The sequence below is a fragment of the Streptomyces sp. NBC_01217 genome, from assembly GCF_035994185.1.
GTDB lineage: Bacteria > Actinomycetota > Actinomycetes > Streptomycetales > Streptomycetaceae > Streptomyces.
In genome coordinates this window covers 1,973,991-1,989,916 of record NZ_CP108538.1, presented here as the reverse complement: position 1 = coordinate 1,989,916, position 15,926 = coordinate 1,973,991, and the positions used below count along the sequence as shown (strand labels likewise).

12 protein-coding genes are annotated in these 15,926 nt (G+C 71.1%); 10 read left to right on the top strand and 2 right to left on the bottom strand.

Annotated features, from left to right (window positions below; all coding sequences use genetic code 11):
• Positions 1–15: 15 nt before the first annotated feature.
• The gene (locus OG507_RS08615) at positions 16–1,641 is read right to left on the bottom strand and encodes a PucR family transcriptional regulator (RefSeq protein ID WP_327366555.1); all 1,626 of its coding nucleotides are present in this window, start codon (positions 1,639–1,641) and stop codon (positions 16–18) included.
• Positions 1,642–1,832: 191 nt separating this feature from the next.
• On the opposite strand from OG507_RS08615, the gene OG507_RS08610 reads away from it, so the two are divergent.
• Positions 1,833–2,705 (top strand): sulfurtransferase, encoded by an 873-nt coding sequence (locus tag OG507_RS08610; RefSeq protein ID WP_327366554.1) that lies wholly within the window; start codon positions 1,833–1,835, stop codon positions 2,703–2,705.
• A 92-nt stretch (positions 2,706–2,797) separates the two neighbouring features.
• Here OG507_RS08610 and OG507_RS08605 read toward each other — a convergent pair whose 3' ends face one another.
• Complete coding sequence (locus OG507_RS08605) at positions 2,798–4,600, bottom strand: glycoside hydrolase family 15 protein (protein WP_327371906.1); 1,803 nt, start codon at positions 4,598–4,600, stop codon at positions 2,798–2,800.
• A gap of 406 nt (positions 4,601–5,006) precedes the next feature.
• Between OG507_RS08605 and OG507_RS08600 the strand changes: the two genes are divergently transcribed.
• The 9 genes from OG507_RS08600 (at position 5,007) to OG507_RS08560 (ending at position 15,901) form a co-directional block, all read left to right on the top strand.
• Positions 5,007–6,692: a CTP synthase gene (locus tag OG507_RS08600; RefSeq protein WP_327366553.1), complete on the top strand. Its 1,686-nt coding sequence runs from the start codon at positions 5,007–5,009 to the stop codon at positions 6,690–6,692.
• 90 nt (positions 6,693–6,782) lie between these two features.
• Positions 6,783–7,409, top strand: a complete 627-nt coding sequence (locus OG507_RS08595; RefSeq protein ID WP_327366552.1) for an NUDIX hydrolase — start codon at positions 6,783–6,785, stop codon at positions 7,407–7,409.
• 193 nt (positions 7,410–7,602) lie between these two features.
• A complete protein-coding gene (locus OG507_RS08590; RefSeq protein ID WP_327366551.1) occupies positions 7,603–9,666 on the top strand; it encodes a tetratricopeptide repeat protein in 2,064 nt (687 codons plus the stop codon).
• A gap of 144 nt (positions 9,667–9,810) precedes the next feature.
• Positions 9,811–10,926 carry an alanine dehydrogenase gene (gene ald / locus OG507_RS08585; RefSeq protein WP_327371905.1) on the top strand — a complete coding sequence of 372 codons (1,116 nt, stop codon included), beginning with the start codon at positions 9,811–9,813 and terminating at the stop codon, positions 10,924–10,926.
• A gap of 368 nt (positions 10,927–11,294) precedes the next feature.
• Complete coding sequence (locus OG507_RS08580; RefSeq protein WP_327366550.1) at positions 11,295–12,413, top strand: ParA family protein; 1,119 nt, start codon at positions 11,295–11,297, stop codon at positions 12,411–12,413.
• The gene (locus OG507_RS08575; RefSeq protein WP_327371904.1) at positions 12,410–13,021 is read left to right on the top strand and encodes a hypothetical protein; all 612 of its coding nucleotides are present in this window, start codon (positions 12,410–12,412) and stop codon (positions 13,019–13,021) included. Before OG507_RS08580 ends, OG507_RS08575 begins: the two co-directional genes overlap by 4 nt.
• Positions 13,022–13,131: 110 nt before the next feature.
• Entirely contained in the window at positions 13,132–14,145 is a 1,014-nt protein-coding gene (locus OG507_RS08570; RefSeq protein WP_327366549.1) for a segregation and condensation protein A, read from the top strand.
• Complete coding sequence (gene scpB / locus OG507_RS08565) at positions 14,142–14,789, top strand: SMC-Scp complex subunit ScpB (RefSeq protein ID WP_093893771.1); 648 nt, start codon at positions 14,142–14,144, stop codon at positions 14,787–14,789. The genes OG507_RS08570 and scpB overlap by 4 nt, the downstream gene beginning before the upstream one ends.
• Complete coding sequence (locus OG507_RS08560; protein ID WP_327366548.1) at positions 14,789–15,901, top strand: pseudouridine synthase; 1,113 nt, start codon at positions 14,789–14,791, stop codon at positions 15,899–15,901. The genes scpB and OG507_RS08560 overlap by 1 nt, the downstream gene beginning before the upstream one ends.
• Positions 15,902–15,926: the final 25 nt, after the last annotated feature.

Here is a 15,926-nt window from a genome sequence, read left to right as displayed (position 1 = left end):
GGACGGGTCCAGGGGCTACGAGATGTGGCGGCGGGCCCGCAGAGCCAGGCTCAGGGCCAGGACCGCCTGGGGGTCGTCCAGGTCGGTGCCGAGCAGCTCGCCGATGCGGGCCAGCCGGTTGTACAGCGTCTGACGGTTCAGATGCAGCTCGCGTGCCGTCTCCGCCTTGCGGCCCGCGTGGGCCAGATACGTCTCCAGCGTCGGCAGCAGCGCGGGGCGCGAGGTGCGGTCGTGATCGAGCAGCGGACCGATCGCCCGGTCCACGAACGCAGCCAGATCCGGGTGGTCGCGCAGCCGCCAGAGCAGCAGATCGATGTCCAGGCGCCGGGCGTCGTACCAGGGCCGGTCGCTGAGACCGTGCGCGGCCGTCGCCGTCTCCGCCGCGTGCCGCAGCCCCGCCCCGGCCGCCGCCCAGCCGCCCGCCACACCCACCACCACGACCGGCGGATGCGATCCGGCACGCTCCAGACCGGCCCGCTCCACGCCCGCCCGCAGCGCCGCCGCGACCCGGTCCGCGACCACCGTGCGCTCCGACTCGGACCGCAGTCCCAGGAGCACCGGAACGCGGCCCTCCACTGGCCGTACGCCGAGGAGCACCGGCACCCCCACCGACGAGAGCTCCTCCAGCACAGCCCGCGCCAGCAGCGCCCAGTTCCCCGACACGGACAGCTCGGGGGCCAGGCGCATCACCACCGGCAGCAGCGGCATCTCACCCGCCCTGAAGCCCAGTACGCGGGCCTGCGCCGGCGCGTCCTCCGGCGTGATCCGGCCCTCCGCGAGATCTGTCAGGAAGTCGCCCCGGCCGCGCGCGGCGAGCTCCTCCTCCTGGCGGGCCTGCATCAGCACGACGGCGAGAATGCCCGCCGCCCGCTCCGCCGCCATCCGGTGCACCGTGACCAGCGGCCCGGCCACGGCCAGCAGCACCAGCCTGGCCCGTACCGCCCCGGTCCCCGGCCCGCCGCCCGGCACATCCACCAGCACCGAACCGGTGGGCGGTGTCTCGCGGGCCGCCCGGTCTCCGCGCATCCCGCCCCACACCTGGAGCGGGTCGGCGGACACCGGGCCGGACGCGGGGCCCGCCGCGTACAGCAGCTGGCCGTCCGCCGTCTCCAGGAACACCGGGTTGGCCGCGAAGTCCGCCAGGATGCCCAGCACCTGCGGCACCCCACCGCCGCCGAGCAGCGCCTGCGTACACCGCCGGTGCACGTCCTCGGCCCGCCGCAGCAGCGCGTAGTGGCCGTTGACGATCTCGGTGTGGATCTCCTCGGTCACCGTCACGAACGGCACCTCGCGGTGCAGCTGAACCAGCGGCAGACCGGCCGCGCGGGCGGCGTCCACGATCGACGCGGGCAGCCTGCTGAAGCGCGGTCCGAGCTCCACCACCAGGGCGGCGATCTTGCGGTCGGCGAGCCTGCGGACGAAGGCGCGCTGCTCGGCGGGGCGGGTACCGAGCCCCAGGCCGGTGGTGAGCAGCAGCTCACCGCCCTTGAGCAGCGAAGCGATGTTGGGGACCTCGCCCGCGTGTACCCAGCGCACCGTACGGTTCAGCCGGTCCGCGCCGGTCACCACCTCCGGGAGCCCGCTGCGCAGCCCCGGCAGCTCAAGGGCCCGCTGCACGGTGATTCCGCCTTGCGTCTCCACTGGCTCTGGCCTCGCGCTTCCACTCGGGTCGGACGGGCGGTAGCCCCTGATCCAGGAAGGTACCGGCCCCGGGCGCGGGAGGCGGTGTCGGGGAGTCCGCCGCGGGAGTCGTACGGTTCGCTCGGACCGGCCTCATCACTGGACCTGGACCCGGACCTGGGCCTGGGCCTGGACCCGGACTTGGAGCAGACGTGAGCGACGACGTATCGGCGTGTGCAGCTGGGAAAGACATTCCGGGCCCGCTTCCCGGCCCGGTGGTCGGGGTCGACTGGCTCGCGTCGCGGCTGGGCGGGCGCGGGCTGGTGGTTCTCGATGCCTCGGTGGGCGCGCACCGGGATTGCGAGCAGCGGATTGCGGGAGCGCGGGCCTTCGACATCGACGGGGCGCTGTCCGATCACTCCGGACCGCTGCCGCACACGATGCCCGACGCCGACCGGTTCACCGAGGAACTGCGCTCCCTCGGCGTCGACGACACGGACACCGTCGTCGTCTACGACTGCGCGGGCGTCTACTCCAGCGCGCGTGCCTGGTGGATGCTGCGGGCGATGGGCTTCGACCGGGCGGCGGTGCTCGACGGCGGCCTGCCCGCCTGGACCGGTGCCGGGCTGCCGCTGGAGAGCGATCGGCCCGCGCCAGCCGTGGTGCGCGGTGACTTCAAGGCCCGGCCGCGCCCGGGGCTGATCGTCGGCAGCGACGAGGTGGTTGCGGCGCTGGCCGACCCCGCCGCGGCCGTCTTCGACGCCCGCTCCCGGGAGCGGTTCGCCGGCGCGGTCGCCGAGCCACGGCCGGGGCTGCGCGCCGGCCATATGCCGGGGGCGGTCAATCTGCCCTTCGCCGAGACCCAGCGCGACGGCCGGATGCGCCCGGCGGACGAGCTGCGCGCCGCGTTCACCGACCTCGCGGGGGAGCGGGAGCGACTCTTCTTCAGCTGCGGATCGGGCGTCACCGCCTGCATCCTGGCACTGGGGGCCGAGCTTGCGGGCTACCGCGAGCTGGCCGTATACGACGGATCCTGGAGCGAATGGGGACAGCCGTCCGCCCTGCCCGTCGTGACGGGGGTGTGAGGTCGGCACTGCTGTGGTGTGCGGTGACGGCAGAGGTCTGCCGCGCGGTGGTGCGGGCCGCCCGTGAGCAGCCCGCACCACCGAGAACCGGGTCAGCCTACGTACGCTCCGCTTGCTGTCAGGCGTAGTGCCGTGTCGATCAGCGGGACATGACTGAACGCCTGGGGGAAGTTCCCCACCTGGCGTTGCAGCCGGGGGTCCCACTCCTCCGCGAGCAGGCCCAGGTCGTTGCGCAGGGACAGGAGTCGCTCGAAGAGCTGGCGTGCCTCGTCGACGCGGCCGATCATCGCCAGGTCGTCCGCCAGCCAGAACGAGCAGGCCAGGAACGCGCCCTCGTCGCCCTCCAGACCGTCGACGCCCGCGTCCTCGCCCTTGGTGGGGTAGCGCAGCACGAAGCCGTCCTCCGTGGACAGCTCGCGCTGGATCGCCTCGATCGTGCCGATCACGCGCTTGTCGTCCGGCGGCAGGAAGCCCATCTGCGGGATCAGGAGGAGAGAGGCGTCCAGCTCCTTCGATCCGTAGGACTGGGTGAAGGTGTTGCGGTCCTTGTCGTAGCCCCGGTCGCAGACATCACGGTGGATGTCGTCACGCAGCTCGCGCAGCCGCTCCAGCGGCCCCTCAGCGTCCCCGGACTCGATCAGCTTGATGGTGCGGTCGACGGCGACCCAGGCCATCACCTTCGAGTGGACGAAGTGGCGGCGCGGGCCGCGCACCTCCCAGATGCCCTCGTCCGGCTCGTCCCAGTGCTTCTCCAGGTACTCGATCAGCTTGAGCTGGAGGCCCGTCGCGTAGTCGTTGCGGGTCAGGCCCGTCATATGGGCGAGGTGCAGGGCCTCGGTGACCTCGCCGTACACATCCAGCTGGAGCTGGCCCGCGGCGCCGTTGCCGACCCGGACAGGGCCGGAGTTCTCGTAACCCGGCAGCCAGTCCAGCTCCGCCTCGCCCAGCTCGCGCTCGCCCGCGATGCCGTACATGATCTGCAGGTTCTCCGGGTCGCCCGCGACCGCCCGCAGCAGCCACTCGCGCCAGGCGCGGGCCTCCTCGCGGTAGCCGGTGCGCAGCAGCGAGGAGAGGGTGATCGCGGCGTCGCGCAGCCAGGTGTAGCGGTAGTCCCAGTTCCGGGAGCCGCCGATGTCCTCGGGCAGCGAGGTGGTCGGCGCGGCGACGATGCCGCCGGTCGGCGCGTACGTCAGGGCCTTGAGGGTGATCAGGGAACGGACCACGGCCTCGCGGTAGGGCCCGTGGTAGGTGCACTGCTCGACCCATTCACGCCAGAAGTCCGCGGTCGCGTCCAGCGAGCCGTCGGGGTCCGGCAGGCCGGGCGACTCGTGGTGCGAGGGCTGCCAGCTGATCGTGAACGCGATCCGGTCGCCGGGCGCGACCGTGAAATCGGAATACGTCGTCAGTTTCTCGCCATATGTGTCGGCGGGGGTGTCCAGCCAGACGGAATCCGGTCCTGCGACGGCGACCGTACGGCCGTCGACCTTGTGGACCCACGGCGTGACCCGCCCGTAGCTGAACCGCATCCGCAGCTCGGAGCGCATGTCCACCCGGCCGCTGATCCCCTCCACGATCCGGATCACCTGCGGTGCACCGTCACGAGGCGGCATGAAATCGGTCACCCTGACCGTTCCGCGTGGTGTGTCCCATTCCGATTCCAGGATGAGGGAGTCCCCGCGGTAGCGGCGGCGGTCCGCACAGAGCGGCTCCGCCCCGTCCTCCCGCGCCGGTCCCAGGCGCCAGAAGCCATGCTCCTCGGTACCCAGCAGTCCAGCGAAAACGGCGTGTGAATCGAAGCGGGGAAGGCACAGCCAGTCCACTGTGCCGTCCCGGCAGACCAGGGCGGCGGTCTGCATGTCTCCGATGAGTGCGTAATCCTCGATGCGCCCGGCCACGTGCATCTCCAGTCGAACGGCCATGTCGCCCCGTAGGGCATTACTGCGGGTCAAGAGGTCGTCGCAAGGGGGCGTTGTGGGGGAACCTATGAGCTCGGTACCTCGCCCGGAGCGAGTGTCCGAGCAGGATACGACGCACCCGGATGATCTGCGCGACGGTCTCAGCAACGAATCTGAGCCGAACGGGTGGGGCGGGTGCGGTCGGCGTTGATCATGGGAGGTCAGCGAGCGGGGCGTGGCCGGAAGCAGGCTCCCTTTGTCGCTGATACCCTGGTAGCCCGTGGACCGGTGGTCGTCCGCAACAGCAGACGAGGCCCCCGAACCGCAGCGACGGCGCCTCCGGAATCTCCGGACGGCAACGCCGGTACGCACCTCACGATCGCGACCACGGGAGCCCCCTTTGGCTATGCAGCCCACATCCACGACGACCAAGCACATCTTCGTCACCGGGGGTGTCGCCTCATCCCTCGGCAAGGGTCTGACTGCCTCCAGCCTCGGTGCCCTGCTCAAGGCGCGCGGCCTCCGGGTCACCATGCAGAAGCTCGACCCGTATCTGAACGTCGACCCGGGCACGATGAACCCCTTCCAGCACGGTGAGGTGTTCGTCACCAACGACGGCGCCGAGACCGACCTGGACATCGGCCACTACGAGCGCTTCCTCGACGTCGACCTCGACGGCTCCGCCAACGTCACCACCGGCCAGGTCTACTCCCAGGTGATCGCCAAGGAGCGGCGCGGCGAGTACCTCGGCGACACCGTGCAGGTCATCCCGCACATCACCAACGAGATCAAGCACCGCATCCGCCGCATGGCCACCGACGATGTCGACGTCGTCATCACCGAGGTCGGCGGCACGGTCGGCGACATCGAGTCGCTGCCGTTCCTGGAGACCGTCCGCCAGGTCCGCCACGAGGTCGGCCGGGACAACGTCTTCGTCGTGCACATCTCGCTGCTGCCCTACATCGGCCCGTCCGGCGAACTCAAGACCAAGCCGACCCAGCACTCCGTCGCAGCGCTGCGCAACATCGGTATCCAGCCCGACGCGATCGTGCTGCGCGCCGACCGCGACGTACCGACCGCCATCAAGCGCAAGATCTCGCTGATGTGCGACGTCGACGAGACCGCCGTGGTGGCCTGCGTGGACGCCAAGTCGATCTACGACATCCCGAAGGTGCTGCACACCGAGGGCCTGGACGCGTACGTCGTGCGCAAGCTCGACCTGCCGTTCCGCGACGTCGACTGGACCACGTGGGACGACCTGCTTGACCGCGTCCACAACCCCGACCACGAGGTCACCGTCGCGCTCGTCGGCAAGTACATCGACCTGCCCGACGCCTATCTCTCGGTCACCGAGGCCATCCGGGCCGGCGGCTTCGCGAACAAGGCCCGCGTCAAGGTCAAGTGGGTCGCCTCCGACGACTGCAAGACCCCGGCCGGTGCCGCCAGGCAGCTCTCCGACGTCGACGCGATCTGCGTCCCCGGCGGCTTCGGCGACCGCGGTGTCAACGGCAAGATCGGCGCCATCCAGTACGCCCGTGAGAACAAGGTGCCGCTGCTCGGCCTCTGCCTCGGCCTGCAGTGCATCGTGATCGAGGCGGCGCGCAACCTCGCCGAGATCCCCGACGCCAACTCCACCGAGTTCGACGCCGCCACCTCGCACCCCGTCATCTCGACGATGGAGGAACAGCTCGCGTACGTCGAGGGCGCGGGCGACCTGGGCGGCACCATGCGGCTCGGCCTGTACCCCGCGAAGCTCGCCGAGGGCTCGCTGGTCCGCGAGGCGTACGACGACCAGCCGTACGTGGAGGAGCGCCACCGCCACCGCTACGAGGTCAACAACGCCTACCGCGCCGAGCTGGAGAAGAAGGCCGGTCTGGTCTTCTCCGGCACCTCCCCGGACAACAAGCTCGTCGAGTACGTCGAGTACCCGCGCGAGATCCACCCCTACCTGGTCGCCACCCAGGCGCACCCGGAGCTCCGCTCCCGCCCGACCCGCCCGCACCCGCTCTTCGCGGGCCTGGTGAAGGCGGCCGTCGAGCGCAAGACGGGTGCGAAGGCCGGTGGCAAGCAGACCACCACGTCGGGCAAGTAGTCCGGCGGTACACAGGCATTAACGTTGACCGGGGTACGCATCCACTGAGGATGCGTGCCCCGGTTTCTGTTTTTTTGTGGGAGGACGTAGATGGGTTTCCAGGACACGCCCGAGGAGTGGCAGGTCACCGCGACCGAGACGCCCTTCACCGGCAACAAGACCAGCGTCCGCACCGATGAAGTGGTGATGCCCGACGGCAAGGTCGTACGCCGCGACTACCAGGTCCACCCGGGCTCGGTCGCCGTGCTCGCGCTCGACGAGGAGGACCGGGTCGTCGTGCTGCGGCAGTACCGCCACCCGGTGCGCCACAAGCTCTGGGAGATCCCGGCCGGGCTGCTCGACATCCCCGGTGAGAACCCGCTGCACGCGGCCCAGCGCGAGCTCTACGAGGAGGCGTACGTCAAGGCCGAGGACTGGCGGGTGCTGACCGACGTCTACACCACGCCCGGCGGGTGCGACGAGGCCGTACGGATCTTCCTGGCCCGGAACCTCTCCGAGGCCGACGGGGAGCGCTTCGAGGTCTCCGAGGAGGAGGCCGACATGGAGCTGGCCCGGGTGCCGCTCCAGGAGCTGGTACGGGGGGTGCTCGCCGGGGACCTGCACAACAACTGCCTGGTGGTGGGCGTCCTTTCGCTCACGACGGTGCTCGCCGGTGACGGGATCGAGTCGCTGCGTCCGGCCGAGGCGCCGTGGCCGGCCCGCCCGTTCGAGGTCTGACGGTTCGGCGGTTCTGCCGGGTTCGAGGGCTGACGGTTCGTAAAGATGTCCTCCGATCGGAAAAGATGCTGATCCGATCGGGGGACCTCCACGCCGCGCTCCACGGAAATCGCCCACACGCCTGAACTACGCTCACAATGCCCTGACCGGAGTCCCGGCGGGCAACGCGTGCAGTGAAAGTGGAGCGTGGCCCGTGACGGATCAGGCGGTGGACACCAGCGGTCCGGCCAAAGCGGCGGGAACCGAGGAGCCGTCCGGCACCGCCCCGCCCCAATTCTTCGGCCGCGAACGCGAGTTGAAAGCGCTGCGGGCCGACATCGAGCGGGCCGGACTGGACACCCTGGCCGGCCGTAAGGCCGCCCGCGCCCGGGTCCTGCTGATCGCCGGACGCCCGGGCTCCGGACGCACCGCACTCGCCGCCGAACTCACCCGCCGACTGCTCTCCAGCGGTGACCACCCCGACGGCCTGCTCCGGGCCCGGCTCACCGAACCCGGCGGCGTACCCGTCCCCACCGAGCGCACCGCCCGGGAGCTGCTCGACCAGCTGGGTGTGACCGGGCCGCCCGGCGCGGACGGGGACGAACTCTCCGAGATGGTCCGCGAGGCGCTCGCCGGGCGCCGCGCCCTGCTGCTCCTGGACGACGCCGTGGACGCGGAACAGGTCGACCCGCTGCTGCCGGACGACCCCGACTGCCTGGTCGTCGCCACCTCCGGGGGCCCGCTCACCGGCATCCCCGGCGTCCGTCCCTGCACCATCGGCGGCCTGGACTCCGCCTCCGCGGTCCGGCTGCTCGCCCGCCTCATCGGCCAGGTCAGGATCACCGTCGACCCGCGGACCGCCGAGACCCTCGCCGAGGAGTGCGCCGGACTGCCCGCAGCCCTGGTCATGGTCGGCGGCTGGCTCGCCGCCCACCCCATGGCCTCCGTCGCCGACGTCACCAAGCAGCTGCGCGAGCTGCCGGACGACACCGAGCAGTCCACCGGCGCCCGTCCGCTGGCCCGCGCCTTCCGGCTGGTCCACGACTCCCTGCCGCAGACCGCCGCCCGGATACTGCGGCTGCTCGCCCTCGCACCCGCCGGGCTCGTCGACGCCCACACCGCCTCCGCGCTGGCCGGCTGCTCCGTCTCCGCCGCGCAGGAGAACCTCGAAGACTTCGTGGCCCTGGGGCTGCTGCGCACCAATGGCGCGGATCAGCCGCAGTACGAGGTGCCGGGCTGCCTCGCCCCGCTGCTGCGGGCGCTGCTGGAGAGCAGGGACCGGCCGGCGGAGATCCAGCTCGCCAGGGCCCGGATGCTGGAGCGGACCGTACGGCTGCTGCAGTCGTGCCGGGCGGTCACCGACCCGGAGGGTTCCGCGGCCCGCGGCAAGCTCGCCGGGCTGCCGCGCTCGCTGCGCTTCCCCGGCCCCGACGCGGCCGCCGAATGGCTGCGGATCCGCAGACCCGCCCTGCTGGCCTCGGCCAGGATCGCCGTCGAGGACGGCGAACTCGACACTCTGGCAAGGCGTTTGGTGGCCGCGCTGGTGCGGGCGCTGGCGGTGCACCAGGGCACCGAGGCGGCCGCGCCCGAGCTGTACGGACTGCACGGCCTGGTGCTGGCCGTCGCCGAGCGGCGCGAGCTGCCGCGCGAGCGGGCCGCCGCGCTGCTGAACCTCGCCGACCTCGATGCCAGGACCGGGCGCACGAGGGAGGCGCTGACCCGCTACCGGGCCGCGCTGGACGCCGGACGGGACGCGAAGGATCCGTACGCCACCGGGCGCGCGATGGAATCCGTAGGTGGCGCCTATGCCGAGCTGGGGGACTTCCAGCGGGCCTCCGACTGGTACGGCCGGGCGCTGGCGCAGCGGCTCACCCAGGGCGAGCGGGCCGACGAGGCGCGGCTGTACGGGCGGCTCGGCGCCGTACACACCTATGCCGGGCGGTACGGAGAGGCGCTGCGGAACTGGCGGGCCGCCGCGGCCGGGTACCGCAGGCTCGGCGATGTGCCGGCCCAGGCGCGGGCGCTGAGCGAGGCGGCCCGGGTGCAGGAGTACGCGGGCCGCCCGCACGAGTCGCTGCACACCTGCCAGGAGGCCGTTCACTGGGCCAGGCAGGCCGGGGACGCGCGGCTGCAGGCGGCGCTGGAGCTGCGGCTGGCCGACACGCTCGACCGGCTCGGCGACTCGGCTGCGGCCCGGCTGCACCGGGGTCTGGCCGACAGATTGCTGGGCAAGGAGGGTGCGGCCTACGAAATCCGTAGTGCAGTGACTGAAAATTAATGCTTTGTAAGGCTGGACAGCGCGAAGCCCTTCATTAGACTGGCTCTGCCGCGTGTGTTCGCGGTGTCTCCATTTACGCTGTGTCTATCCGGGTATGTGTAGCTATGCCTCGGATAACCCTCTGAGCCAAGGACCGTGATCGACGTGAAGGTCGGCATCCCCCGCGAAGTCAAGAACAACGAGTTCCGCGTGGCGATCACGCCCGCCGGTGTGAACGAGCTCGTGCGCCACGGCCACCAGGTCGTCGTCGAGGAGAACGCCGGGGCCGGCTCCTCCATCACGGACGAGGAGTACATCGCCGCCGGGGCGCAGATCCTGCCCACCGCCGACGAGGTCTGGGCCACCGCCGACCTGCTGCTCAAGGTCAAGGAGCCGGTCGCCGAGGAGTACCACCGCCTGCGCAAGGACCAGACGCTCTTCACCTATCTGCACCTCGCCGCCTCCCGCGAGTGCACGGACGCGCTGCTGGAGTCCGGCACCACGGCCATCGCGTACGAGACGGTCGAGACCGCGAACCGCGCGCTGCCGCTGCTCGCCCCGATGTCCGAGGTCGCGGGCCGGCTGGCCCCGCAGGTCGGCGCGTACCACCTGATGCGCTCGGTCGGCGGCCGCGGCGTGCTGCCGGGCGGCGTCCCGGGCACGGCGGCCGGCAAGGCCGTCGTCATCGGCGGTGGCGTCTCCGGCTGGAACGCCACGCAGATCGCCGTCGGCCTCGGCTTCCACGTCACGCTGCTCGACAGGGACATCAACAAGCTGCGCGAGGCCGACAAGATCTTCGGTACCAAGGTGCAGACGGTCGTCTCCAACGCCTTCGAACTGGAGAAGGCCGTCGTCGAGGCCGACCTCGTCATCGGTGCCGTGCTCATCCCGGGCGCGAAGGCTCCGAAGCTGGTCACCAACGAGCTCGTCGCCAAGATGAAGCCCGGAAGTGTACTTGTCGACATTGCGATCGATCAGGGCGGCTGCTTCGAGGACTCGCACCCGACGACGCACGCCGAGCCGACCTTCACGGTCCACGACTCGGTCTTCTACTGCGTCGCCAACATGCCGGGCGCGGTCCCGAACACCTCCACGTACGCCCTCACCAACGCCACGCTGCCGTACATCGTGGAGCTCGCCAACCGCGGCTGGGTCGAGGCGCTGCGCCGCGACGCCGCGCTCGCCAAGGGCCTCAACACCCATGACGGGCAGGTCGTTTACCGCGAGGTCGCCGAGGCCCACGGCCTGGACCACGTCGAGCTGAGCTCGCTTCTCGGCTGACGGTCAACCTCTTCCGTCAACCTCATGCGTCCGGCCGGACCTTGCTCAGCGAGGTCCGGCCGGACGCATTCCGGGCCCCGGTGAGGCCCCCCTCCAACTCGTCTCGAACGTAACCCTTTAACCGATTCGTGCACCCGTGAAAAGTGCGCCCCGGTGGCTGCGTGCCCTTGACAGGGAGGTGTTCGATTGCCGACACATCGGGCCGGGTCCGGCGGATTGTGTTGCTGCGGACCGGTGACACGCCATAGAGTCGCCAATCGTCGGCATGGTGCCACGCTGACCTATCGATAAGTTTCCTGGTCACGTCCAAGGAGGTAAGACGACTTGTGAATGAGTCGACATTTACTCCCGGGGGTGTTCAACCAGGGATGCCTGCACGGGGCCAGGGCCCGAACGGGCTGGAGGCTGTCGGCTCCGTCGCTGTCCGCACCTTCGCCACCCACCAGCACATGACGACAGCCCCCCAGATGATGGACGGCCTACACGTGAACGCCATGGCCGGCAACGAGAGTGGCCGAGAGACCGCCCACTTCGCCGACTTCGACGAGGTGCCCCAGGGGCACTTCTACGACCCCGACGCCGAGTACGAGCCCGATCCGGAGTACGCGGCCACCCTCGCGCCCGACGCTGCCCGCCAGCGCCGCGAGCGGATCGGCCCGACCGGTCGGCCCCTGCCCTACTTCCCGATCCCGGGCCCGCTGACCGATCACGGTCCCGCGAAGATCATCGCGATGTGCAACCAGAAGGGCGGCGTCGGCAAGACCACGTCGACCATCAACCTGGGTGCCGCGCTCGCGGAGTACGGGCGGCGTGTCCTGCTCGTCGACTTCGACCCGCAGGGAGCCCTGTCGGTCGGGCTCGGCGTCAACCCGATGGAGCTCGACCTCACGGTCTACAACCTGCTCATGGAGCGGGGCATGTCGGCCGACGAGGTCCTGCTGAAGACCGCGGTCCCGAACATGGACCTGCTGCCCAGCAACATCGACCTGTCGGCTGCCGAGGTGCAGCTGGTCAGCGAGGTGGCCCGGGAGTCCACGCTGCAGCGCGCCCTGAAGCCGCTGATGGCCGACTACGACTACATCGTGATCGACTGTCAGCCCTCGCTGGGCCTGCTCACGGTGAACGCCCTGACGGCGGCCCACAAGGTGATAGTGCCGCTCGAGTGCGAGTTCTTCGCGCTGCGAGGTGTGGCGCTGCTCACCGAGACCATCGAGAAGGTCCAGGAACGGCTCAACCCGGATCTGGAGCTCGACGGCATCCTCGCCACGATGTACGACTCCCGTACGGTGCACAGCCGCGAGGTCCTCGCGCGTGTCGTCGAGGCGTTCGACGATCACGTCTACCACACGGTCATCGGGCGCACCGTGCGCTTCCCGGAGACCACGGTCGCCGGTGAGCCCATCACCACGTACGCCTCCAACTCGGTCGGTGCCGCCGCCTATCGCCAGCTCGCCAGGGAGGTGCTCGCCCGGTGTCACGCCGAGTGAGTCTGCCCGGGGCCGACGAACTGTTCCGCACCACCGGGGGGATGGGGCTGCAGGCCTCGTCCCCCGCGGACCGGCGGCGCAAGGCGAACGGCGAGGCCCGGGTGCCCGGTCCGGCCGGTGAGAGCGATCCCACGGCGGACGGTCCGGGCGCGGCGGAGACCGCCGACGGCGCGACCCCTTCGCGGGGCGAGGAACACTCCGCGGCGGACGCCGACGCGGGGGAATCACGCAGCCGCGACGGCGACCGGATCGCGGTGGCGGGACAGCAGGGACGCAGATCCCAGCAGTCCTCGCCGTCCGCGCAGTCGTCCTCGTCCGCGCAGGAGGCGGCTCCGGCCCCCGCCGTGCAGCAGCAGGGCAGGCGCGGAGGCGGGCGCGGGGCGAACCGGCGGCCCAGCGGCCGGGAGCGCCACGACGAGAAGATCACCGTCTATGTCTCGGCCGAGGAACTGATGGACCTCGAACACGCCCGACTGGTGCTCCGCGGGGAGCACGGGCTCGCGGTCGACCGCGGGCGGATCGTCCGCGAGGCGGTCGCGGTGGTGCTCGCGGACCTGGAGTCGCGGGGCGACGCGAGCATCCTCGTACGGCGGCTGCGCGGCCGCTGACCGGTGGGGCGCCGGTAGCCTGCCCGCAGTGCCGACGCCGGCCGAGTGGTCCGGTCCCTTCCGCGCGGGCCACTGCCCGCCGCCCGTATCCCGCTTGCCCCTGGACCCTCATGCCGACGACCGACGAGCCCACCCGTACCCCTCGCCGCCCCTTGGGCCGCGGCCCGGGCGGTCGGCCTGCGCCGGGCCCGGTGGGGGGCGCGGAAGCCGACGTACCCGTAACACCTCTTGGGCCTGCCGCCCCCGACGTACCCGTGGCGCCCCCCGAGCCCGTCGCAGAGACACCGCCCGGGCCGTCCCCCGGGCCGGCCGCCGGCGACGGGCGGTTCACTGTCCGGCTGGCCAACTTCGAGGGACCGTTCGACCTGCTTCTGCAGCTCATCTCCAAGCACAAGCTGGATGTGACCGAAGTCGCACTGTCCAAGGTCACCGACGAGTTCATGGCGCACATCCACGCCATGGGGCCGGACTGGGACCTTGACCAGACCACCGAGTTCCTCGTCGTCGCCGCGACCCTGCTCGATCTGAAGGCCGCCCGGCTGTTGCCCGCCGCCGAGGTGGAGGACGAGGCGGACCTGGCGCTGCTCGAAGCGCGGGACCTGCTCTTCGCCCGGCTCCTGCAGTACCGCGCGTACAAACGCATCGCGGAGATCTTCAGCGAGCGGCTGGAGTCGGAGGGGCGGCGCTTCCCGCGGACCGTGGGGCTGGAGCCGCACCATGCCGAGCTGCTGCCCGAGGTCGTCATCAGCATCGGGGCCGAGGGCTTCGCCAGGCTGGCCGTGAAGGCGATGCAGCCGAAGCCCAGGCCGCAGGTGTACATCGACCACATCCACGCACCGCTGGTCAGCGTGCGGGAACAGGCCGAGATCGTGGTGGCGCGGCTGCGGGAGGCGGGCGAGATCAGTTTCCGGGTGCTCACCGAGGACGCCCAGGACACCCTCACCGTCGTCGCCAGGTTCCTCGCGCTGCTGGAGCTGTACCGGGAGAAGGCCGTCGCGCTCGACCAGGACGAGGCGCTCGGGGAGCTCATGGTGCGCTGGGCCGGGGGAGAGGGGGCCGAGCCCGTCGTGACCGACGAGTTCGACACCGAGGCGCAGGACGTCCAGGAGGATGTGAAGGCATGAGTCAGCAGGACACCACCGGCTCCACCGTCGCGGATCTTGATCTCAAGCCCGCCCTGGAGGCCGTCCTCATGGTCGTCGACGAGCCCGCCACCGAGGAGCACCTCGCCAAGGTGCTGGAGCGGCCCCGCAGAGCCGTCGCGGACGCGCTGCGCGAGCTGGCCGACGAGTACACCGTGCAGCGCCGCGGTTTCGATCTGAGGCTGGTCGCGGGCGGCTGGCGCTTCTACACGCGCCCGGAGTACGCGGCGGCCGTCGAGGGCTTCGTCCTGGACGGTCAGCAGGCCCGGCTCACACAGGCGGCCCTGGAGACCCTGGCGGTGGTCGCGTACCGCCAGCCGGTCAGCCGGTCGAGGGTCTCCGCGGTCCGCGGGGTGAACTGTGACGGGGTCATGCGGACCCTGCTGCAGAGGGGCCTCGTCGAGGAAGCGGGCGCGGAACCCGAAACAGGTGCGATCCTGTACAGGACGACGAATTACTTTCTGGAGCGGATGGGCCTGCGTGGCCTGGATGAGCTCCCGGAGCTCGCGCCCTTCCTTCCCGAGGCGGACGCGATCGAGGCTGAGACGCTAGAGGGTGTGCCGTCGTTCGATCCGGACGCACCGGACACCCCGGATACTCACGCAGACGACAAGACGGAATTTTGATGCGAAGCAGTGGCAGGAACAGCGGAAGCGGCAGCGGCAAGAGCGGCGGCAACCGGAATCCCCGGGAGGCCGGCGCCGGGCGCGACGACAGGCAGGACAAGCGTCCCCGCCGGCCCCGCCCCGAGGAGCGCCGCTACGACGTGGGCGGCACCGGGGCCGGTGAGAAGAGCGGCGAGGGCCCCCGCAAGGGCCGCGGCGCGGCGGCCCGCGGCGGCGCCAAGGGTGGACCCAAGCCCGCGCAGGCCGGCAGCGGCAGGAGCGGCGGCCCGCGCCGCCAGGGCGCCCCGTCCCGTCCGCGTGAGCTCGACGCCAAGATCGAGCAGCGCAACCGGGACAGGTACGCGAACAAGCCCGAGATCAGGACGCCCAAGACCCACCCGGGCGCCGAGCAGGAGGGCGAGCGGCTGCAGAAGGTCCTCGCCCGGGCCGGCATGGGCTCGCGCCGGGCGTGCGAGGAGCTGATCGAGCAGGCCCGTGTCGAGGTCAACGGCGAGATCGTCGTCGAGCAGGGCATGCGCGTCGATGTGCACAAGGACGAGATCAAGGTCGACGGCCTGACCGTCGCCGCCCAGTCGTACCTCTTCTTCGCGCTGAACAAGCCCGCCGGTGTCGTCTCCTCCATGGAGGACCCGGACGGCCGCCAGTGCCTCGGCGACTACGTCACCAACCGTGAGACGCGGCTCTTCCACGTCGGCCGGCTGGACACGGAGACCGAGGGCATCATCATGCTCACCAACCACGGTGAGCTGGCCCACCGTCTGACCCACCCCAAGTACGGGGTGAAGAAGACCTACCTGGCCGCCATCCAGGGGCCGCTCCCGCGCGACCTGGGCAAGCGGCTCAAGGACGGCATCCAGCTGGAGGACGGGTACGCCCGCGCCGACCACTTCCGGGTCGTCGAGAACACCGGCAAGAACTACCTGGTCGAGGTGACCCTCCACGAGGGCCGCAAGCACATCGTCCGCCGGATGCTGGCCGAGGCCGGCTTCCCGGTCGAGCGGCTCGTACGGACGTCCTTCGGGCCGATCCCGCTGGGCGACCAGAAGTCCGGCTGGCTGCGCCGCCTCACCAACACCGAGGTGGGCATGCTGATGCGCGAGGTCGGTCTGTAGGGGCGTCCGGCTCCGTCCGCTCCAC